Here is a 21,626-nt window from a genome sequence, read left to right as displayed (position 1 = left end):
ACAACACTTAAGGCAGCATTGCTCGAAGAAGGCCGCTTGCTGCCTCATTTGCGAATCGTACAGCCATCCCGTTCAGAGCGGGAAACACATGTAATAATAGCAAGTCTTGCCAACGCATGCATCGAACTACTGGGGTCGTATGAGGCGACACGTCATACCTCACGCGCCAGCTCTACACACGATGAGGCTGACGTTGCAGCTGCCGAGCGGGCTCCAATTAGCGCACGTCAGAAAGCCCCTAGCCGAACAAGCGACAGTGCTTCCGCTAGACCATGCAGATCTTACGATCAAACCAAAGCTTGTAGCATACTCCGCGAAGCCCCGTTACGGCCCGCGGCGCCAAGCTATAAGGTACGTATCGGCTTTGCCTTTCCTGGGCCGTTCGATTACGAGAACGGCGTCGCCTTGCTGCAAGGCGTAAGCAAGTATGAGCGCCTATACGGAATGAACGTCGGCGAGCTGCTGCAACGTGAACTTCGACGGCGCGCTTCTCTGCGAGCTGCACCAGCGTGGATGCGGAGGCTGGCTGAAGCGGACATCCGCTTCGCGAACGATGCCTCGCTGTTCGCGCTTGGCGTGAGCCGCCTATACCCGTCCGAGCGGCTTATCTGCCTGACGCTTGGCACGGGGATAGGCTCTGGATTTGTCGACCACGGCAAGCTGGTGGCCGGCCGCGACGGAGTGCCGCCAAGCGGCATGCTGTATGCAGAGCGCTACCGCAATGCCGCGGTTGACGAGCAGTTCGGCCGACGCGGCATAATCGCGCTCGCCGACATGTACGGCGCACGTCATGCGCAGCAGGACGTGCATGAGCTTGCATCGGCAGCACGCATCGGCGACAAGCGGGCTGCCGATGCGTGGGCCGAGTATGGATTCCACCTCGGCCGCATGCTTGCGCCGTATGCGGCGCGCTTTAAGCCAAACCGCCTCATACTGGGCGGGCAGATTGCCAAGAGCTGCGACCTGTGGCTTCCATATCTGGAAGTCAGCCTTGGCAATCAGGGTACTGTCGTTACGCATCAAGGTGACCTGATGGAGCATGTTTTTGAGGGTATAGAGCTCCTATTCCCATAACCGGACTTTTAGTCGCAAGCTTAATTCTAAATGGGGACGATTTTGATTCCTAGACCGCACGCTACTGTACACTACAGCACAAAGCTGAACTAACCCTAAATGAAAAGGAGTGCATCACCATGGACTTAATACAGCAAATTAAACAAACATCTATCCAGCAACCATCACGCCCTTGGACGATATATGCTATTCATCATTCTCATACTGATATCGGGTATACCGAACGCCAAGAAAAGATCGAACAATATCATGTCGACTTTATTCGTCAAGCACTTCGTGTGGCTACCTCTGCCCACGATGGAAGCAAGCCAGAGTGGAAAGGTTTCCGTTGGACTTGCGAAACATTCTGGGCCGTCGAACGCTTCCTAGAAGAAGCATCACCCGCAGAACAGCAAAGCTTTGCTGATGCTGTATTACGGGGAGACATTGAGCTCTCCGGCACTTATTTGAACATGACGGAACTGCCTGATTATGACTTATTGCAGCGCATACACAGCAAGGCCCAAGCATATGCCGCATCCATCGGGCACACGATTGATAGTGCCATGACAGCCGATATCAACGGATATAGCTGGGGCTACGCACAGAGTCTGCTGGATAATGGGATCCAGCACTTATTCTCCTGTATTCATACGCATCACGGCATGTATGCGCTTGGCCGTAAGCAGCAGCCGTTCTGGTGGGAAACCGCTGCAGGCGATAAGCTGCTCGTCTGGAACGGCGAGCATTATATGTTTGGTAATGAGCTTGGCCTCTGCCCGGATGCGCTTGGCAAATACATGATTCAAGATGAATTCCAGCATCAGCTCTATGAAAATAAAGACACGCACGACCAATTGGCCCGTATCCGCCTTAACCGTTACGTGTGTCAGCTTGAGGCCGAACAATATCCTTTCTCCTTCGTGCCTGTGATGTTGTCAGGACTGGCGACGGATAATGGTGCCCCTAACTCTGCGATAGCGGACTGGATCTCGGAATGGAATACACAATACGGTGATTCAATTCGCATCGAAATGACAACGTTATCTGCCTTCTTCGCTCGCTTGAAGCAGGAGAACTTAACCCAATTGCCAGTGCATCGCGGAGACTGGCCCGATTGGTGGTCGGATGGCGTCAGCTCTACTGCCATGCACACACAAATATACCGTGATGCGCAAAGAACACTGCGCAAAGTTAAACGTCTAGACCCTGACCGTGCAGCTGTTACCGATCAAGAAATCGGAGCAGCGGAGCAGGCACTTATCATGTACGCCGAACATACCTGGGGCTATCACTCGTCCATCTATGAACCTTGGCATCCAAATGTCCAACTGCTAGAAGTCCGCAAGCAGACCAACGCCGCTGAGGCCAGTCGATTAGCATACCGTGCGTTGGACAAGGCTCTGTTGGCCCAAGGGACGTCAACACTGTACCCCAATCGTCCTTACCGCTATCGTGTCGTGAATTTGGCGGATACTACAGCAAGAGATATGATTACGTTGTCACTGGATGGCTGGGAACCTGCTCATTTCCCGCACGGTCTGGAGGTTGTATGTGAGGAAACTGGCAAGGTATTGCCGCATCAAGCCCCTCACCAACAGTCCATTATAGTGGACATTGAGCTGCAGGCAAAAGGAGAATGCACGCTAACTTTGCGAGCAAGGCAGGACAGCAGCAAACCCGTAGGATCAATGACGTCCAATACTCGTTTAATGGGCAGTGATCGAGTCTACGACATGGAGGATATGTTCCCAAAAGTGACGGCAGCAGACGCAGCGCTGCCTATCCATGTGACACAGCATGGTGTGGAATCTCCCTATATACACATAAAGTGGCAAGAAGGTACAGGCATTATGTCTTGGTACAACAAAGAGACAGAGCAAGAAATGCTGCGATCTGACCGGAATTACAATGCCTTTACGCCCATTTACGAGGTAACACCACCCGACAACGAAGTGGACCCCTCACAAGTCTGGGCAGTCCGGAGTCAAATGGGACGCAATCGCAAAGGTATAAATGTGAAGCGGTCAGTCGGACAATTAGTCCGCATACGCACCTTGGAGAACGGACCTCTTTACGCAACGGTTGAACTACTGTACAAAGTAGAGGGCATGAGCTATTATGCGTTGTTCCTTAAAGTACATGCGTGTTCCAATCGTGTGGATGTCTCCATAAGACTGCACAAAGATAGCGTATGGAATCCGGAGAACGTCTATGTGGCGCTCCCATTCACGAGCGGTAACGCAGCTGAAGACACCGTGTATGCTGACAAGGCAGGCGTACTTGTACGCCCATGGATCGATCAGCTGCCAGGCACTTGTCTTGACTACTCGTGCATTCAAGAGGGTATCGCTTGGCAGGATGCATCCAACACACTGCTGCTGGGAACACCCGATACACCTCTCATACAATGGGGATCGTTGGAGTATGGTCGCCGGCTCGTCCATTCCCAACAGCCTGCAAATGCGAAGCCGGAAACTTATGCGTGGCTGATGACCAACTATTGGGAAACAAACTTTAAGGCTACGCTCGGCGGATTCTATGAATTCCGCTACCTGGTATCTTCAAGGATCGGCTTAGAGACGTCTAATATCAAGCCAATGCTTGATTCCTTAACGAGCGGAATTCTCGTATCACGCGTCCATTAAGGCAGCCCTGCTGCTAACAAATAGACCGCCCTTCTTACCTGCTAGAGATAAGAAGAGCGGTCTGTCTTTTATTTAAGAATTAAGCATGAATTACAGAATCATGATCATCACAATTCTATAAACCTGAAGTCTGATGATCAGGCAAATTCAGCTTATTTTTTTAATAAGCGAACGATTTTCTCTTTTACGTTGTCTGCTGTAAAACCGTATTGCGGAAGCAATACGGACGCAGGGGCTGATGCTCCAAACGTATCAATTCCAAGCACATCGCCATCCAGCCCGACGTACTTGTGCCAGCCAAAGGTTGCACCCATTTCAATAGCAAGACGAGCTCTGCAGTCATTAGGCAGCACAGACTCTTTATATTCCGCAGATTGTGCATCAAACAGTTCTTGAGAAGGCATGCTGACTACACGTACATCGATGCCTTCGATGATCAACGCGTCTTTTGCTTGCATTGCCAAGTTCACCTCGGACCCCGAAGCAATCAAAATAGCGTCAAGACGTTTGGATTCTGCTCCAATAACATAGGCACCGCGGCTTACCAGCTCCAAGCTGGACGTCTCCATCACTTCTAATGGCTGACGTGTCAATACGATTGAAGTAGGCGTACTCTTAGACTCCATCGCCAGCTTCCAAGCCCCTTGTGTCTCGCGAGCATCTGCAGGGCGAACCACGTTCATATTCGGAAGGGCACGCAAACCAGCCAACTGCTCGATCGGCTCGTGTGTAGGGCCGTCTTCGCCAACCGCAATACTATCATGTGTAAGTACGTAAGTCACTGGCACACTCATCAATGAGGATAAACGCATAGCCGCTTTTAAATAATCGCTGAACACGAAGAATGTGCTTCCAAATACACGCAAGCCTTTGTGAACCCCCATACCATTCAGCATCGCACCCATCGCGAACTCACGCACGCCATATTGCACGTTGCGGTTACCTGGTTCTGCTGGTGTCAGCAATCCTTCCCCTTTAATCGTGGTCATGTTGGAATGAGCCAAGTCAGCGGAGCCTCCAAGGAAGTAATTCACTTTAGACGCAATTGCGTTAATCGCATCATGGCTCGAGTTACGAGTCGCTTGTTGATAACCTGCTTCATGTGCAGGAAGGCTGTCAAAAGCATCCGCTGGAAGCTCGGACTGGATTGCCATCTGCAATTCGTTGTACAGCTCAGGATAAGCCGCTTGGTACTGTTCCATCATCGTTGTCCAAGCTGCCATTGCTGCTTGTCCACGTGCTGCCACTTGGTCTGCATAATGTGCGTACACGTCTTGTGGTACTGCAAAAGGCTCTTCTGTCCAATTATAAGCAGCCTTCGTTAACGCCGCTTCTTCAGCACCCAGCGGAGCTCCGTGCACAGCATTCGTACCTGCCTTGTTTGGAGCGCCAAAGCCGATTACCGTCTTCACTTCGATCAACGTTGGACGTGTCGTGTCGCGCTTAGCTTCTTCAATAGCTGCATGCAGCGCATCGATGTCGTTGCCGTTCTCAACGAGGATCGTCTGCCAACCGTATGCTTCATACCGTTGACGTGTCTGTTCGGAGTACGCTTCAGACAAATCGCCATCCAAGCAAATATCATTGGAATCATACAGCATAATGAGCTTGCCCAATTGCTGATGCCCTGCGAAAGAGCTCGCTTCCGCTGATACCCCTTCCATCAAGTCGCCATCTCCGCAAATAACATAGGTGTAGTGATCCACGATTGACAGTTGATCACGGTTGTACTTCGCTGCAAGATGCTGTTCAGCAAGTGCCATACCAATTGCCATTGCTACACCTTGGCCAAGCGGGCCTGTAGTAGCATCTACACCAGCCGTATGACCGAATTCAGGATGGCCTGGTGTCTTGGAGCCGTCTTGGCGGAACGCCTTGAGATCATCAATGGAAAGATCAAAGCCTGAAAGGTGAAGCAGTGAATACAAGAGCATAGAACCATGTCCTGCGGACAACACAAAGCGATCGCGGTTAAACCATTCTGGCGCTTGTGGATTCACTTGCAAATGCTTTGTCCACAACGTATATGCCATCGGCGCTGCACCCATAACGATACCCGGATGGCCCGATTTGGATTTCTCTATAGCATCAATTCCTAATGTACGGATGCTGTGAATAGCTTGTTCTTGGATTGTACTCATAAAGTCGATTTCCCCCAATTTCTAACTTCACTCATTTGGCCTTGCTTATTTTTGTACACGTAGCTGCTGCAAGAAGCTTTCGCCAATGCCCGGTGCTGTCACACCGAAGTTCTCAGCGATAGTCGCTGCCAGATCGGCAAATGTTGAACGTGTGCCGATAGACGCGGCTTCCTTGGCAAGCAGCGGGTTATAGATCAGCACCGGTACATACTCGCGAGTATGATCGGTACCTGGATGTATAGGGTCATTGCCGTGGTCTGCAGTAATAATCAGCAGATCCTCTTCTCCCGTTCGTTCCATTAATTCCGGAATATATTGATCGAACTCCTCTAGACATGCTGCGTATCCTTGAGGATCACGACGATGTCCGTATAAGGAATCAAAATCAACCAAATTCGTAAAGAGCAATCCGTTAAAAGGCTGCTCCAACAAGCGGATATTCGTCTGAATACCGTCCAAGTTGCTCTTTGTCGGATGAGAAGCCGTAATACCTTGACCTGTAAAAATGTCATTAATCTTACCGATCGATATGACATCGTGTCCTGCCTCTTTTAAATGAGTCAGCACAGTATCACCAAATGGATCCAACGCATAATCATGTCGGTTTGGCGTACGTTTAAATGCGCCTGGCTCCCCTACATATGGTCTTGCGATAATACGTCCAACCACATATGGATCGTGCAAAGTCATTTCTCTCGCAATCTCGCATGCACGATACAACTCTTCCAAGGGGATAATGTCCTCATGGGCTGCAAGCTGGAAGACGCTGTCCGCAGATGTATAAACGATCCATGCCCCTGTCTTCATTTGCTCCTCGCCATACTCATCGAGAATGACAGTACCTGAGGACGGTTTGTTTCCGATAACTTTGCGTCCTGTCAACTCTTCAAACTTGCTGATCAATTCTTCCGGGAATCCGTCAGGGTACACTTGGAATGGAACTTCGACCTTCAGTCCCATCAGCTCCCAATGGCCAGTCATCGTATCTTTACCTACCGATACTTCAGCCATCTTGCCATAGCTTGCTTGCGGATGTTCTACTGCAGGAACAGCAGATAAAGGCGCAATGTTACCAAGACCCAACGCTGTCAAATTAGGCAGCTTTATTGTCGGCACCTGCTCACAAATATGTCCAAGCGTATGGCTGCCTGTATCTCCAAAGTCAGGAGCATCCGGGAGCTCGCCAATTCCGACACTATCCATCACAATGACATTAATCCGTTTGAATTTCATATAACATATCCCTCCGTTTGATAGAGTGAAATCTAAAAAATAAGCCAGCTTGGTGTACGCCATTGATTTGAGACTATTTATTTTATACTAGAATGATAAAAAAATCGCGGACAAGTGTCCTGTTATCGCTTACATAAATGAAGTCGCAAAGCGCCTTCATGAAGGCCAGCATGGCTCCACTATATCAGCAATTTCTTTATTTCTCAGTTATCCCTCTCACGCTTATTTTGTTAACTGTTTCACATAAATCGAGCTTATCTCCTTACATGAAAAATGGACCAACGCCTAAATGTTCCACGGGGAACGTGAAACATTTGGAAATTTCCCTCCCCCTTTCTAAGATTTTGGAGCATCGTATCGCCTTATATCCTAACACTAATTTCTTCTTTGAGTTTAGATGATGATCTGTTGTCTAAATCCCTGCCAGTATCCCAAACCTGAGCTATTGGGATAGTGACGCTAAGATAGAACAAAACGGGAACTAGACGAGAACTAGAAGGCAGAAGATTAAATCGGCATCAAGGTAAGCGTTCCTCCATAAGTCTCCAACACGTACGGACAACTCCAAAATAACTACTTTCTACTGTCATCACCGACTGGAGCATGCTCAGCTATTCGCATTTTGTGAGTGAACATGGTATCTTCGAATTATTGTACATAAGCCAGCCGTTACATTTCACGCAGAAAGGATGAATCAAATGAGTCATACGTTAAATACGCTGATTGCCACGATGGAGGCCGAGCATTGGGACGCGATTCTAGTCACAGACCCGAAGCATGTTTACTACATTACTGGCTTCGCCTGTGATCCACATGAGCGCTTCCTTGGAATCGTGTTGGCAAAAGGACAAGAGCCTGTATTAATAGTACCCGCGCTTGATGCCGACAAAGCAGCAGCTATATCATCCATCACACGTATTGCCACGCATTTGGATACAGATAACCCTTATGACATTTTAAAGCAGCAATTGCCCGACACGATAAAAACATTCGGCTTGGAGAAAGCCCACATGACCGTACAGCGGTATGAATCGCTTCAAGCTGTCGTGCAAGCTGAACAGTATGCGGACATTGGGGCAGTATTGCAGTCGCTGCGTGTCATTAAGTCAGAGGAAGAGATCGAGCGGCTGCAAGCCGCAGTGGATTGCATTGAGACGGTGCTTGACAATGTCGTCCGCCGAGTCCGTATCGGAATGACGGAGGCAGAAGTAGTAGCGGATCTGGAATATGAGATGAAGAAACAAGGTGCGGAAGGCCCTTCTTTCTCTACCATGGTGCTGGCAGGAGATAATTCTGCCTTGCCGCATGGCGTACCTGGGCAGCGTGTCATTCAAGCGGGCGACCTGCTATTGTTTGACTTGGGCGTGTACTTGAATGGCTATGCCTCTGATATTACACGGACTTTTGCCGTTGGGGAGATTAGTGATGAGCTGAAGGAAATATATAATACGGTGCTGGCTGCCAATGAAGCGGCAATTGCCGCGGTGCGCCCAGGCATCACGTACGCCTCGCTTGACCAGACAGCCCGGCAGGTTATTACGGATAAAGGCTACGGCCCTTATTTTAGTCACCGTCTCGGCCACGGGCTCGGCATCGATGTCCACGAATACCCATCTATTCATGATCAGAATGAAGCTTTATTGGAACCGGGACATGTATTTACTATTGAACCTGGGGTCTATGTTCAAGGAAAAGGCGGAGTTCGAATCGAGGATGACGTTGTCGTCACCAAAGAAGGTGTACGAGTACTCACGTCCTATCCCAAGCAATTAACCATCATCGGATAATCACTGTTAGTTCATGTCACTCTTATATGTATAAAGTGGTGTGCTCCTCGTATGTACTGTGGGTAGATTTAGCTACAGTACAATTACGATGAAGCACACCATTTTGTTTTAATTCCGTCCTGCTTCGACTAATTTACGGGCAACAAGTTCTGGGTCATTATGAAACGGTGTCATATGGTCGCCATGCGCCGTGATGAGTCGGAACAAGCCGAGACGGCTTGACATGTGTGGATGCCACCCATACTGCTCTCCTTGAGGCAGGGCGATGTCATCCGTGAGATACAAATAGCTGCGTGGCGTGGTCAGTTGATAGAACTTGGCAAGATTCAGCTTCTCGAAGACAGGACCTGCTGGCTCAGGCGTCACCGTCTTATATACAGCTTGGGCAAGCCCTAGGTCAGCGTTGTTCATAAACGTCTCTCTCCAGACCGGAAATGGAAGCATCACGGTGTTATCCTTTGAGGCGGCAGCAGCGTCTGCCCACTGCTTTTTCACCTGAAGTGGAGCTTCATCTGCTGCACTGTAACCATCTCGAACAACAAATGCATCCATAAAGACCATTCGCCGCAGGCGATCAGGTATTTGCTCCGCTGCTTTGGCGATGACAGTCCCACCAAAACTGTGACCAACAAGGACGATGTTCTTCAAGTTATTCCGCTTGATGGGGTCCAATACAGCCTTTACGTAATCAGCGTGAGTAACGTTCTTATTAGCATCTTTGCCATGGCCAGGCAAATTCGGCGTATAGACGGTATGTCCCAGCTTACGCAGCTCGGCAGCTGTTTTATCCCAATAGCTGGAGTCGCCCCAAGCCCCATGTACTAGGACAAAAGTTAAAGGTTCCTGCTTCGTATCAAGCACAAGCTGATGAGCACCTGCATAATTCAGCGCTTGTACATGTAACGGACACACAGGGAGCAGCAGCATACCCAGAATCAGCAAGCTCATGACTGTGACAGCAGATCGCATTTTGTTCATGTAAATTCCTCCTTAACCTGTAACTGCATCACCTATAAATTGCACAACTTCTCGGTTTTTACTCCTATGCCCCATTATTCCTGACATTAAGCCCACACATCGTTTGGCAAAATACAAAAAGACCGCTCCCGGCAGCTATGCCGCCAAGAGCAGTCTTGTTATTGAAATGGGCCAAGTTATGCCTATTTCTTATTGTTTTTTGACGCCCACCGTAAAGATTTCAGCCGAGCCAAGATCAACAGATACTTCTTGCGAACTGTTCGTATACAGTGCCTCGCCCAATACTTCCATCACGTTACTACGATAGAAACGTCTAACGCGTTCAGGCAATTTCACAGACAGCTTACGCGGCTCATGTGCCATGTTGTACCAACGAGCTACCATATCGCCTGTTTCTTCTGCCATCTTCAATGAGGAAAACGCCACTTGCTCGCCTTCCCATGCGATAAAGGCATACTCAGCCGGGAATTGACCAGCATGAACATCCGTCTGACGAGTCAGGAATGGTACAGGGAAGCTGTACGCCTCTGAAAATGCACCTGATGTAACCACATCAGCCTCGTGCGGAATGATCGCATATTCGGCCGTATTGATACCTAAGCACTGGGCTTCTGGTGTTGGGAAGTAACCCCAGTCACCAAGCTCGCCCGATGAACGAAGCAGTGTAACTGCAATCGTATTTTTGTTGTCCTGTGACACTTCGTATTCACAGAGACCTTTGTTAGCAACTGTTAAGCCAAGCTTGCCATCACTTACGCTGACAAATGCTTGCTGATGCTGGTCGTTGCTAGGGTTCTGCCACTCCTTCGCTGGAACGTTGCTACGGCTAGCCACTTCGAAGATCGAATCGGCTACATGCGTCTCCGCTTGGAAGCCGGTCGGGAACAATGCGCGTACGCGATGATCCTTCGATTTGTTATCCATCGTTACATGTACATCCACACGTTTTGCACCGCGGTCCAGCGTATAACGAGTCACGATATGGAACGGTACCAACTCCGTTGAGCGCTGCGCTTTACGAGTAGGGAAATCCACGATATCGATTTGTTCTTGCTGCAGCGTCTCATCTGCTGAAACCGGGATGCTCCAATTATGCGTAACTTCGATCACAGCACGGAACGGTGAGTTCTCAACTACTTTACGTTCAGCTTTCACATCTGCTGTCGTAAGCGGAGTAGATCCCTCTGGCATACGGAACATATACTCGTTACCGATATCCCCGGCATCTTCGTACACGTTAATGCCTTCATATACATGACCTGTCTGTTTGTCCGTCATGCGAATGGATCCGTTCTCAAGCACTTCGGCCTTCAAACGTTCGTTTTCCAGCGCAAAGTCTTCTGTCGCCAAGTTAGCCACTGCCTGCTTCGCTGCTCCTGGAACCCATGCCAACGTCTGGTAACCAAATGCCGGTACGTCAGATGCTTGCACACGTACTTTAATAATACGTGCCATGTACGGTTGACGGAATTTGTCTTTCGGCAAGTCATAGCCAAACATTACACCCGCATCTTCCCATTCACAATCGAGCACATTACCAGCTGCGTCAACCACAGCGCCTGCCTCAACTGGCTCTACCTTCATTTCTTTTGCCAACACAGTAGGGTGAGCTTCGCTGAAATAACGACGCTTCAATTCAAGCGTAACTTCGACTACACCATTGCGGTTATATCCCGCTGTATTAAATACCGTGAACGGAATAGCTTGCTTACCATCAAATACGCTTGTATCAATGGTAGGCATTAACGCATCCAAAGACTCGTTAATTATCATTTCCGTCATATGCTTTGACTTTTCAAAACGAGTCACCATCTCGCGATGAACTTCGTCAACCGAACAGCCACAAATGCTGTCATGCGGGTGGTTCTGCATCAAAGTCTTCCACGCATACACAAACAGGTGATGCGGGTAAGGCTTGCCCACTTGGTGTGCGATTGTCGCTAGCGGCTCTGCCACTTTCTCCAGCAGCGTCTGGTTCTCGGCGTTCATCTGCTTCAAATACACACGGGAAGAAGCAGTGTTCACCAGTGTGTACCAGCCATCTGTACGTTGGCTGCGCAGTTCGCCTTCCACTGTCTGCAAGTTCTCAGGAAGCTCCTTAAACACGTCATCCACGTATTCATTAAAGCTGGAATGAACAAAGTCCGTATCTGGGAACAATTTCTTTGCAACCTCAATTGCCTTGGACAAATCTGTTTGAATCGGCTGATGGTCGCATCCATTCATAAACAACAGATGGTTTGTAGAAGCAAATTTCTCCGCATCTGGAATTCGTTTCTCCCAATAAGCGAGCGCCTGCGGCTCGTCAACCGGCACTTCCATCCCGTTACAATACCAGTTCGCGAACAGAATACCTACAACGCGGGAACCATCTGGCGATTGCCATACCATCTCAGAATATGGAGATTCGTAAGAAGCATCATCAGACACTTGGTTGTTGAAGCCTGTCGGTTTTACTCCGCGACCGAATACAGCCACATCAATGTTAGCTTGCTTCAAGATTTGCGGCGCTTGTCCCATATTGCCGAAGGAATCTGGGAAATAACCAACCTTGGAGATCAAGCCGCCATATTGCTTCGCGTCTCGGTGACCGATTTGCAAGTTGCGGATGTTGGACTCACTGCTTGTCAGGAACTCATCTTGCAGGATGTACCAAGGTCCAATCTGAATGCGTCCCTCACGAATATAATGCTCAACTTTGTCTTTCATTTCTGGTCTAACTTGGAAGTAATCCTCCAATATGATCGTCTGTCCATCCAAATGGAAGCTTTTGAAATCCGGATCACGATCAAGCGTCTCCAGCAAAGTGTCCATCAACTCAATTAGAAGTGCATGATGATACTCATAAGGCATATACCATTCGCGGTCCCAGTGGGTGTGCGATATAATGTGTGCTGTCTTTTTAGCCATTGTTATAACTCTCCCTTCTGCTCATGAAACCTATATCAATCGAATTAGTTGTTCAACCAGTATGTGCGGTAAATCAATTCTGAAAACAAGCTGTTGGACCATGCAAACCATTCGCGTGTAAATACTTTGGCATCATCCGCATGGAAACCTTCATGCATATATCCTGTATCAGCGTCAGTTGTTGTCAGCAGCTTGATCAATCCTTCAACCTCATCCTGCTTATCTGCCGTCAAGCCTTGCATAGACAAAGCAATATGCCAGATATGGCGATCAGGAGTATGCGGGCTTCCGATTCCTTGTGCCTGCTCTCCACTGAAATAATAAGGATTGTCTTCGCTCAGAATAAAGCGGCGTGTATTTTGATAAATCGGATCATCCGCTGTTGTATAGCCCAAATAAGGAATCGCGAGCAAGCTCGGCACGTTAGCATCGTCCATCAGGTTGTAATTGCCGAAACCATCTGTCTCGTATGCATATATTTTGCCGTATTTCGGGTGGTGGAAGATACCATAAGTTTGAATGCCTTCCTCAATCTCATCCTTCAGACGACGTGCTTTATCCGCAAATGGACCATCCTCATAAATCTCAGTTGCAATTTCTTCGAGGTAGCGCAGTATGACAACGGCAAACATGTTTGCTGGAATCAAATATCCAAACGTACATGCATCATCACTAGGACGGAATGCAGACCATGTCATGCCTGTGTAGTTAACCGGCATACCCATGCCGTTATTTTTGAGTGTATCTGTCTTGCGGCAGTCCATCCGGCTGAAACGGTAAGGAGACTGTTCAAAGTGATGCTGCTCCGTCGTCCACAGATTCATAATGATCGTCGCAACCGTCTTGAATTCACCTGTGAAGAGAGACGTATCACCTGTTGTCTTCCAATACAAGTAAGCCAGTTGGATCGGATAACAAAGCGAATCAATCTCATATTTGCGTTCCCATACCCAACCATTCAGCTCCGTGTTATCACGGTGATGAATCTCATCTAGTGCAACAGGCGTTTCATTAAACGCATTTGCATAAGGGTCGATTTGGATGTATTTCATTTGCTTGCGTACCAATCCTGCAATGATACGGCGAATATCAGCATCATCTTTTGCAAGCGGCAAGTATTGACGTACTTGTGCACTGGAATCGCGCAGCCACATTGCTGGAATATCACCAGTAAATACGTAAGAAGTATCATCATCATGCAGCTTTGTAGTCGTTTGCAGCGTATTAGGGAAGCAATTAAGGAACAATTGCTTTAATTTCGGATTATCAGACAATTTCGTATTGGCTTCTTCCATCACACGAAGCACGGCTTGGGGTAGACGTTCCATGTCGGCTCTCTCCTTATCTCTAACCATATCAATATTAATCTATTAGAGTATATGCTCATTTCTACTCTTGAAAATGAAACACAATCAGGTGAAGCGAATGCTCCACCTGATTGCACGGGATATTCATTTCGCTTTTGGCATATTGTTCATTCCTGTTGTCAAATCTGCAAAGGTGAAATGAATGCCGTTATGCTAGCCTGCTAATTATTTCTTGGTTGCTTTCCAAGCATCCAATTGTGTTTGCATTTCAGCTTGAACTTTATCAAGACCAGCAGCTTTGAATTTCTCAACTGCTTTAGAAATGTAAACCTTAGGATCAACAGAACCAGTATATAAGGATGCAAAGAACTCTTCTTTAACGTTTTGCAGAGCAGCAAGCTCTGTTTTTACGTTATCTGCATTAAAGTAGAATCCGAGTAATGGGGCATTTTTTGCAGCATCATTAAATTTAGCAAATTGCTCCCACTTGTCTTTCGGGTCAGTAGGCAACTTGTCTAGAATAAAGAAGTTACCTAATGTAAATCCAGGCAAATCGTAGCCTTCAGTTTTTGCTGGCAAGTATTCAACAGTTGAATCATCGATACGTTTGTAATGCTCTCCTTCAATACCGTTGTTAACTAGATTGCGGAGGTATTTGTCAGAGTTAAGCAAGTTAAGGAATTTCATTGCTTGCTCAGGGTATTTGGAATTAGCAGAAATCGCATGCATGGAACCTGTTACAGACCAGTTGTAAACATATGGTTCTGTGTAAGGTACAGAGACAACTGGGTAACCCAATGTTTGGGACCATTGATTGTCAGCAAATGGTTGTGTATCAGGCATGTCAACAAGCCATTTACCTGTTTTCATCTCATCGCCATTTTGCGCTGTAGCTGCATCTTTCTTTACATAACCTTTTTTATAATAATCGTGCATTGTCTCAAAACTCTTCATCATATCTGGTTGTTCAAGAACATTAACGATCTTTAAATCTTGAGTATCAGATAAAGAAACACCAAGTGGCAAGTTTTCATTTACCAAATCATAAGGTACGCCAAACTTAAATTGTTTATCAGCTGAGAGTGGGTACAAACCTGGTTCACCAGCTTTTACTTTTTCAAGCAATGGCTCAAGATCTTGTAATGTTTTTACGCTGTTAATGTCAAGATTGTACTTGTCGACAAATTTTTTGTTAAAACGGAATACTTTTTGTGCTGGAAGCTCTTTATTAACTGGAATGGCAAAGGTTTTACCCTCCACTTTAGCTCCTTCAAGGAAAGATGGATGCACAAGTTTCTTAATGTCTTGGCCATATTTATCCAACAGCTCATCCATTTGATAGAAAGCGCCTTTTTTAGAGTTGGATACATAGTCGAATGCCCAAGATGACGTGAAAGCGATATCATAAGGTTCACCAGAAGCAGCGATTACGCCCATCTTTTGGTTGTAATCACCCCAGTCGAACATTTTCATTTTGATCGTAACACCAATTTTTTCTTTTGTGTACTCGCTGACTTTTTCCATAACTTTGTCTACGTCTTTTTGCGGAGTACCTATTGAGTACCAAATCAGTTCAACCGGTTTTTCCGGTGTACCTACTTCCGCACCAGATCCTGCTTCATTTTTGTTGCCTCCGCATCCAGTAAGAACGAGTGAAGCGACCATAACGAGGCAAAAAGTCATCATAAGCCATTTTTTTGCTTTTGCCATTTTGTTTCATCCCCTTTTGTAAAATGAGCATGCTGTTGATGATTTATTATTTCCGGAGGCTGCCTTCATTAGACAGCCTGCCGGCTATAACCATAACAATTATTCTTTTACAGCACCAATCGTTAAACCTTGTACGAAATAACGTTGGAAGAACGGATATGCACATGCAATTGGCACGGTGGCCAACACAACGAGTGCCATTCGTGTAGCTTCCTGCGGCAGTGTACGTAACAGTTCAAGCGATTGGCCCGAAGTACTGAGTTGTGCATTGCTAAGCAAGAACTGCATACTGTTTTCGATCCGCATTAACATGGATTGAAGCGGTACGAGCGCTGGATTGTCGATATACAGCAAGGCATTAAACCAGTCATTCCAGAAGCCGAGTGTTGCAAACAATCCAATCGTTGCAATACCTGGCAGCGAGATCGGAAGAACAATGGTAAAGAAAGCTCGAAGCTCGCCTGCACCGTCAATCTTAGCTGATTCGATAATAGCATCTGGCACCGTTGTGTTATAAAACGTTCTCAGGATGAGGACATAGAACGCATTCATGATCAACGGCAATATCAAAGCCCATACCGTGTCTTTTAAGTGCAGTACTTGTGTAACAACCATGTAGGTTGGAACAAGACCGCCATTAAACAACATCGTAAAGAACGCGATAAAGGAGAAGAAATTCCGATACGTAAAGTTCTTACGAGATATTGCATAGGCATATAGAGCAATAACGATCAAACTGATTAGTGTACCTACAATTGTAATCATGATGGTAACGCCATATGATCGAAGCAATTGGTCGCCAGCTTTGAAGATGTATTCATAAGCGGCGAAGCTCCATTCTTCAGGCCAGAAGGCGTAACCATTCTTATTCAGCGATGCTTCGCTTGTCAGCGAGATGATAATAACAAAGATGAATGGAAACACACACAGGAGTGCAAAGCCACCTGCTATGATATTAAACAGTACATTCAACCCTGGTGAGAGATGGTGAGCGTCGCGATGTTTTTTTGTGCGCAAGGTCAGTCCCCCCTAATTTAGAACAACGCGTTGTCTTTGTTGAATTTGCGTACAATCCAGTTCGATGTCATAACGAGAACGAATCCTACAAGCGATTGATACAAACCAGCCGCCGTACTCATTGAAATCTCGCCAGTTGCTTTCAAACCGCGATATACATAAGTGTCGATAACGTTGGTAACCGCGTACAACGGTCCAGAATCACGTGGAATTTGGTAGAAGAGACCAAAGTCCGCATAGAAGATACGGCCGATTGCCAGCAGCGTCAGAATCGTAATCAACGGTGTGATAAATGGAAGTGTAATGTTGCGAATCTGCTGCCATTTGTTAGCGCCGTCAATCATTGCTGCTTCGTAGTACGTTTTATCGATACCAACGATCGCCGCCAAGTAGACAACGCTGGAGTAACCGATACCCTTCCACATGTTCAGGAAGACGAGAATGTAAGGCCAGTAAGTCGTATCCGAATACCATGACACCGGATCTTTGCCCATCCAAGTAAGTACCTGGTTCATAACGCCTTTATCCACGCTCAAGAAGCTGAATGTGAAGTAACCGACGATTACCCAGGACAAGAAGTAAGGTAAGAACATCCCGGTTTGATACACTTTTGCAAGTCGTTTGTTAACGATCTCACTTAAGATAATGGCCATCCCTACAGCAAAGATCAGGCCTAGCACGATAAACACAACGTTGTACAAGATCGTGTTCCTTGTAATGACATAAGCGTCATTCGTGCTGAATAAATATTCAAAGTTCTTAAATCCTACCCACTCGCTCTGCTGGAGACTCGCCAAGAAGCCGTCACGGCTAAAGCGGTAGTCCTTGAAAGCGATAACAGTACCGAACATCGGAAGGTAAGAGAAGAACAAAAACCATAATGCCCCTGGCAGAACCATAATCAAGAAGATTCGGTTTTGGTTGATGTTCCTTAAGATGTTCTTGATGGTTTGCATCCGATCATCCCCCGTTGCTTTGTTTGCAATTGTTTGCTTGGTGTACTCTTAGAGTATCCGAAATAAATCGCTTTCAACAGTCAATAAACTTTAGATTTGGTGTACAAAATAAAGAAAGGGCTTACACACGGTGCATTTGGTAGATGCAGACCATGGAAGCCCTTTACTATATTGGACAACTAACGGAAAATTATACCCTGTTAATGTATTTCCCGGTATTCCTTGGGAGATATGCCGACGTACTTCTTAAATTGCTTATAGAAATAACTTTTGTCCCAATATCCTACCTTTTCAGCAATGTCGGTCATCCGATAATTGGTTTCAATCAACATTTGCTTAGCCATCTTGATACGGGTCTTATTCAAATAATCCGAAAACGTGCACTGCACTTCTTTCTGGAACAGTTGGCCCAAATAAACCGGGTTAATATTGTACACCTGGCTTAACGTCTTGAGCGATAATTCTTCCGCATAACGGTCATCGATATGCTGAAGCACCTGTTTAACGACCGGTGACATATCCTGCGGCTGATTAAGCAGGTCTATCAGCTTCACAGCTGCTTGCTCTAGATGCTCCTTCAGTGCCTGAATGGACTGAATCCGGTATACAGCATCAAACCAATCCTGCTCCCCCTCGGATGCGTGCAAGGCTTCATCATTTATCGACTGCTTCCATGCAATGAGCAGCTCTACCGCAAAGTTGCGAATGTCGCGCGGCTCAGCGCCTTCAACCACGCGCAAACGTTCAAAGTCGTCATCCAGCAGCCGATGAATGCCTTCTTTGTCCTTCGCGTATAACAGCTTCACATACGGATTAATGTCCGGCTGCACCGAAGAAGGACGTGAAGAACGGTAATTTAACGTTTCTTCATAATCAATGATGCTATCCTCATCTTTAACCAGATGGTAAGGCTGGACCTGTTTGGCATGGGAGTAGCTGACGGATGCCAGTGCATAACCCGATTGGACGCTGCCAGTTGTCACCTGCAGCGCTGTATCGTGCTGTTTCTCCATATCCAACTTCCAGAGAATTAATCGTTCTGCAATCAAAGTCTTGTCAGCAAGCTGATTTAGACCTATGACTAAGGCGATCTCGCCGTCCCATTCCCGAATACAATACCCCTCGGCGAACTCTTTTACAAACGCTTGCGCACCCTTAGCCAGCTTCTCCTGCTGCTTGAGATCCATATCCAATTCCAAGCCGTTATCGCTTTCCGTTCGAATCAGGATCGTCCAATAATAAGGATGGACAAAGCGGATGCCAAGCAATTCTGCCCGCTGCTGCAGCTCTTCCAAATGAATCTGGTCTCTTATCCAGCGATAAAGGACATTATCGCGCAAAATGTCACGATTATGCTGCTCCGCTTGCTTATGCGAAAGCGTCTGATCCAGTTTCTGTACTGTCGTTTCCAACGTAGAGCAGAATTCCTCCAAATTGATCGGCTTTAGCAAATAATTTTCAACACCGAGCTTGATGCCTTCCTTAACGTATACAAACTCATTGTAACCACTCAATATTATAAATCTGGTCTGTGGATGCAATCCCTTTACCTTCTCGATTAATTGAAGACCCGTCATCTTCGGCATCATAATATCTGTAACAACCAGATCCACGGGCCTCTCCTGAAGCTGCTTCCACGCTTCTTCCCCATTTTCGGCTTGTCCGACAATGGTAAGACCATAATCATTCCACTCTAGAATAGACTGCAATCCCTCTATAATGAACGGTTCATCATCCACTAGAAACACATCATACATATCGTATCCCCCCATCGTTGGTGCCTTCCGCCTCCGACATCAGTCTTATTGAAGCGGTACGCGCAGCGTAACGACAGTGCCCGAATTCACGACGCTGTCAATGGTCAAGCCTGCTTGTTCTCCATATAATATTTTAAGACGATCATGCACATTTTTTAATCCTAAAGAACCATGATCGGTTAATTCAGGATGATTCAGATCGTTTTGAATCTGCTGCAAGCGTTCAGGCGGTATGCCTTTCCCGTTGTCTGACACGGAGATGACGAGACAATTGTCTGCTTTTACCGCCTCAATCAGTATGTGGTTGTCCGTCCTTTCCAGACCAAGGCCATGTACCAAATAGTTTTCAATGATAGGCTGAACAGATAACTTCATAATATTGTAGCCGCCCAGATGTTCATCCATCCGAATGGTGTATTGCAGCTTATCTCGGTATCGCAAACGTGTTAGTTCCAGATAACGCTTACTATTTTCAATTTCTTCATACAGTAAAATCATCGTTTTGTCCTTGACCATGTGTCTGAAAATAGAGGCCAAATTGTATATCATGTCCCCTACATCGTGTGCTCCCTTAGACACAGCCCGCATCCGAATAACTTCAAGTGTATTATACAGAAAATGCGGCTTGATTTGTGCTTGCAGCGCAATCAACTCAGCATGCTTCTGTTTCAGCTCTGACTTGTAAAAACGATTAATGTACTGCTTTAAGTCCTCACACATCCGGTTAAAGCTCTGAGCGATAAGTCCCAACTCATCTTCTTGGTTGACAGGTATCCTCGTTTCCAGATTGCCATCCTGTACTTTCTTCATTGCCATGACAATGGACTGTGTCCGGCGGGAAAGATGGATGACAGAAAAATAGGTCAAGGACACAACCGCAATAATGATAAGCGCTGTCACAAACATGATGGTGTTACGCAGCCCTGACAGATGAGAGGTAATACTCTCTTGCGGAAGCAAGGCGATCACCGTCAAGCCCAACTTGTTCATTTGAGACATGTTTACATATGTTGTACCATACCCATCAAGCTTAATGGGTTCAGAATTGTTGCGGTCTTTAGCAAATACTTTGCCGGCGTTCTGTTCAAAACGCTTCATGTCCCACGTCTTTGAATAGTAGATCATCTGGCCATCACCATTCATCACCGCGTATTGAGCTTCCCGCTGCTCGTAGTCGATGTTACGCTCAATACCGCTCGTATTAAAATCGATACTAATCTCACCGGCGGTCATAAGTGTCTCTTTGTTATTTATACGGTTATTGATCGTTACAAATGTGCGTTCAGAGGTTACCGCTACCCCACCTGTATCACTTATCTTGTTATTACTTATGCTTTCCTCTACAGTAGCATACCCTCTCAAATCAAACACATTGCTCGGGGTATCGGTTAAGGTGTTTGGCTGTTTAATTGGAGACTTTCCAATTCCCACGTACCTGTCAACGATAAATTCAGGTGTCTCCTGACCAGGCCCTTTCCACTCATACAACTTCGGATCCCCTTTACCACTAAACATATAAGCAAAATGCTGTTTTTGACTATACAATATGATGTTGCGGATGTCGGAATCTTTCAAAAATTGGTTGGCATAAAAATCCCTGAAATCCCTTGTATAAAAACTGTTACTCTTGCTATATGCGTCTAGACGAAATTTCAAATAATTCTCATAGCTGTGCTCCAGTAAATAGATCGTATCTTCAATCAGTGTATTATCCTGGTACAACTGCTGCATCATGGCTTGCATGATCTCACTCTTCTGATCGAAGTAACGATTAATGGTATCAACTGTACGCTGTTGTTCCATGACTGCCGTGTTGATATCTTTACGCGCATAAAATTGATAAGCAAACACTGACAAGGTCACTAGCGATACAACCGCAATTAAAGAATAAATAACAATAAGCTTATTAAATAGTTTGCGCTTGAAGTACCTTTGATAGAAATGTCTGAACATGATCCTTTTCCTTTCATTTACTGCATTCAGATACCTTTTCTATTGTAAACGTAATCTATATCTTCGTATAGGTTCGCAACCTCGATAATATTACATTCCTTATTTTACCTTATATTATGAATACAGTGCTCCTTACATATAAAAGAGGCAGGTGCCGAAACGATATCGGTCTGCCT

Annotated in this window: 14 protein-coding genes; 4 read left to right on the top strand and 10 right to left on the bottom strand. The window is 46.5% G+C overall.

Annotated elements, in window-relative coordinates; genetic code table 11:
* The first annotated feature begins 181 nt into the window (after positions 1 to 181).
* From QP775_RS11820 to QP775_RS11810, 3 genes are all read left to right on the top strand, one after another.
* Positions 182 to 421 (top strand): hypothetical protein, encoded by a 240-nt coding sequence (locus QP775_RS11820; RefSeq protein WP_285106218.1) that lies wholly within the window; start codon positions 182 to 184, stop codon positions 419 to 421.
* A gap of 23 nt (positions 422 to 444) precedes the next feature.
* Positions 445 to 1,074 (top strand): ROK family protein, encoded by a 630-nt coding sequence (locus QP775_RS11815; RefSeq protein ID WP_239328881.1) that lies wholly within the window; start codon positions 445 to 447, stop codon positions 1,072 to 1,074.
* Positions 1,075 to 1,193: 119 nt separating this feature from the next.
* Positions 1,194 to 3,701 (top strand): glycoside hydrolase family 38 N-terminal domain-containing protein, encoded by a 2,508-nt coding sequence (locus QP775_RS11810; protein WP_285106215.1) that lies wholly within the window; start codon positions 1,194 to 1,196, stop codon positions 3,699 to 3,701.
* Positions 3,702 to 3,853: 152 nt separating this feature from the next.
* Here QP775_RS11810 and tkt read toward each other — a convergent pair whose 3' ends face one another.
* Complete coding sequence (gene tkt / locus QP775_RS11805; protein ID WP_285106213.1) at positions 3,854 to 5,842, bottom strand: transketolase; 1,989 nt, start codon at positions 5,840 to 5,842, stop codon at positions 3,854 to 3,856.
* Positions 5,843 to 5,887: 45 nt separating this feature from the next.
* Positions 5,888 to 7,075, bottom strand: a complete 1,188-nt coding sequence (gene deoB, locus QP775_RS11800) for a phosphopentomutase (RefSeq protein ID WP_285106211.1) — start codon at positions 7,073 to 7,075, stop codon at positions 5,888 to 5,890.
* A gap of 698 nt (positions 7,076 to 7,773) precedes the next feature.
* Here deoB and QP775_RS11795 point away from each other — a divergent pair.
* Positions 7,774 to 8,862, top strand: a complete 1,089-nt coding sequence (locus tag QP775_RS11795; RefSeq protein WP_285106209.1) for a M24 family metallopeptidase — start codon at positions 7,774 to 7,776, stop codon at positions 8,860 to 8,862.
* A 108-nt stretch (positions 8,863 to 8,970) separates the two neighbouring features.
* Here QP775_RS11795 and QP775_RS11790 read toward each other — a convergent pair whose 3' ends face one another.
* The 8 genes from QP775_RS11790 to QP775_RS11755 form a co-directional block, all read right to left on the bottom strand.
* The gene (locus tag QP775_RS11790; RefSeq protein ID WP_285106207.1) at positions 8,971 to 9,840 is read right to left on the bottom strand and encodes an alpha/beta fold hydrolase; all 870 of its coding nucleotides are present in this window, start codon (positions 9,838 to 9,840) and stop codon (positions 8,971 to 8,973) included.
* Positions 9,841 to 10,029: 189 nt separating this feature from the next.
* The gene (locus tag QP775_RS11785; RefSeq protein WP_285106205.1) at positions 10,030 to 12,750 is read right to left on the bottom strand and encodes an alpha-mannosidase; all 2,721 of its coding nucleotides are present in this window, start codon (positions 12,748 to 12,750) and stop codon (positions 10,030 to 10,032) included.
* 44 nt (positions 12,751 to 12,794) lie between these two features.
* Complete coding sequence (locus QP775_RS11780) at positions 12,795 to 14,078, bottom strand: glycoside hydrolase family 125 protein (protein WP_239328888.1); 1,284 nt, start codon at positions 14,076 to 14,078, stop codon at positions 12,795 to 12,797.
* A gap of 204 nt (positions 14,079 to 14,282) precedes the next feature.
* Complete coding sequence (locus QP775_RS11775; protein ID WP_285106203.1) at positions 14,283 to 15,767, bottom strand: ABC transporter substrate-binding protein; 1,485 nt, start codon at positions 15,765 to 15,767, stop codon at positions 14,283 to 14,285.
* Positions 15,768 to 15,866: 99 nt separating this feature from the next.
* Positions 15,867 to 16,784: a carbohydrate ABC transporter permease gene (locus QP775_RS11770; protein WP_239328890.1), complete on the bottom strand. Its 918-nt coding sequence runs from the start codon at positions 16,782 to 16,784 to the stop codon at positions 15,867 to 15,869.
* Positions 16,785 to 16,801: 17 nt separating this feature from the next.
* Positions 16,802 to 17,740: an ABC transporter permease gene (locus tag QP775_RS11765; protein ID WP_239328891.1), complete on the bottom strand. Its 939-nt coding sequence runs from the start codon at positions 17,738 to 17,740 to the stop codon at positions 16,802 to 16,804.
* A gap of 200 nt (positions 17,741 to 17,940) precedes the next feature.
* Positions 17,941 to 19,512 (bottom strand): response regulator transcription factor, encoded by a 1,572-nt coding sequence (locus QP775_RS11760; protein WP_239328892.1) that lies wholly within the window; start codon positions 19,510 to 19,512, stop codon positions 17,941 to 17,943.
* 30 nt (positions 19,513 to 19,542) lie between these two features.
* Entirely contained in the window at positions 19,543 to 21,450 is a 1,908-nt protein-coding gene (locus QP775_RS11755; RefSeq protein ID WP_239328893.1) for a sensor histidine kinase, read from the bottom strand.
* Positions 21,451 to 21,626 lie beyond the last annotated feature (176 nt).

The sequence above is a fragment of the Paenibacillus sp. UMB4589-SE434 genome, assembly GCF_030226685.1.
Classification (GTDB): domain Bacteria; phylum Bacillota; class Bacilli; order Paenibacillales; family Paenibacillaceae; genus Paenibacillus_B.
The sequence above is the reverse complement of the archived record's forward strand: the minus strand, read 5'-3'. Positions and strand labels throughout refer to the sequence as shown.

Bases quoted from the DNA above. Each gene is read 5' to 3' on its own strand.
- QP775_RS11775 (WP_285106203.1), bottom strand. From the start codon at position 15,767: ATGGCAAAAGCAAAAAAATGGCTTATGATGACTTTTTGCCTCGTTATG.
- QP775_RS11755 (WP_239328893.1), bottom strand. From the start codon at position 21,450: ATGTTCAGACATTTCTATCAAAGGTACTTCAAGCGCAAACTATTTAAT.
- QP775_RS11790 (WP_285106207.1), bottom strand. From the start codon at position 9,840: ATGAACAAAATGCGATCTGCTGTCACAGTCATGAGCTTGCTGATTCTG.
- QP775_RS11785 (WP_285106205.1), bottom strand. From the start codon at position 12,750: ATGGCTAAAAAGACAGCACACATTATATCGCACACCCACTGGGACCGC.
- deoB (WP_285106211.1), bottom strand. From the start codon at position 7,075: ATGAAATTCAAACGGATTAATGTCATTGTGATGGATAGTGTCGGAATT.
- tkt (WP_285106213.1), bottom strand. From the start codon at position 5,842: ATGAGTACAATCCAAGAACAAGCTATTCACAGCATCCGTACATTAGGA.
- QP775_RS11765 (WP_239328891.1), bottom strand. From the start codon at position 17,740: ATGCAAACCATCAAGAACATCTTAAGGAACATCAACCAAAACCGAATC.
- QP775_RS11795 (WP_285106209.1), top strand. From the start codon at position 7,774: ATGAGTCATACGTTAAATACGCTGATTGCCACGATGGAGGCCGAGCAT.
- QP775_RS11815 (WP_239328881.1), top strand. From the start codon at position 445: ATGAACGTCGGCGAGCTGCTGCAACGTGAACTTCGACGGCGCGCTTCT.
- QP775_RS11820 (WP_285106218.1), top strand. From the start codon at position 182: ATGAGGCTGACGTTGCAGCTGCCGAGCGGGCTCCAATTAGCGCACGTC.
- QP775_RS11810 (WP_285106215.1), top strand. From the start codon at position 1,194: ATGGACTTAATACAGCAAATTAAACAAACATCTATCCAGCAACCATCA.
- QP775_RS11780 (WP_239328888.1), bottom strand. From the start codon at position 14,078: ATGGAACGTCTACCCCAAGCCGTGCTTCGTGTGATGGAAGAAGCCAAT.
- QP775_RS11760 (WP_239328892.1), bottom strand. From the start codon at position 19,512: ATGGGGGGATACGATATGTATGATGTGTTTCTAGTGGATGATGAACCG.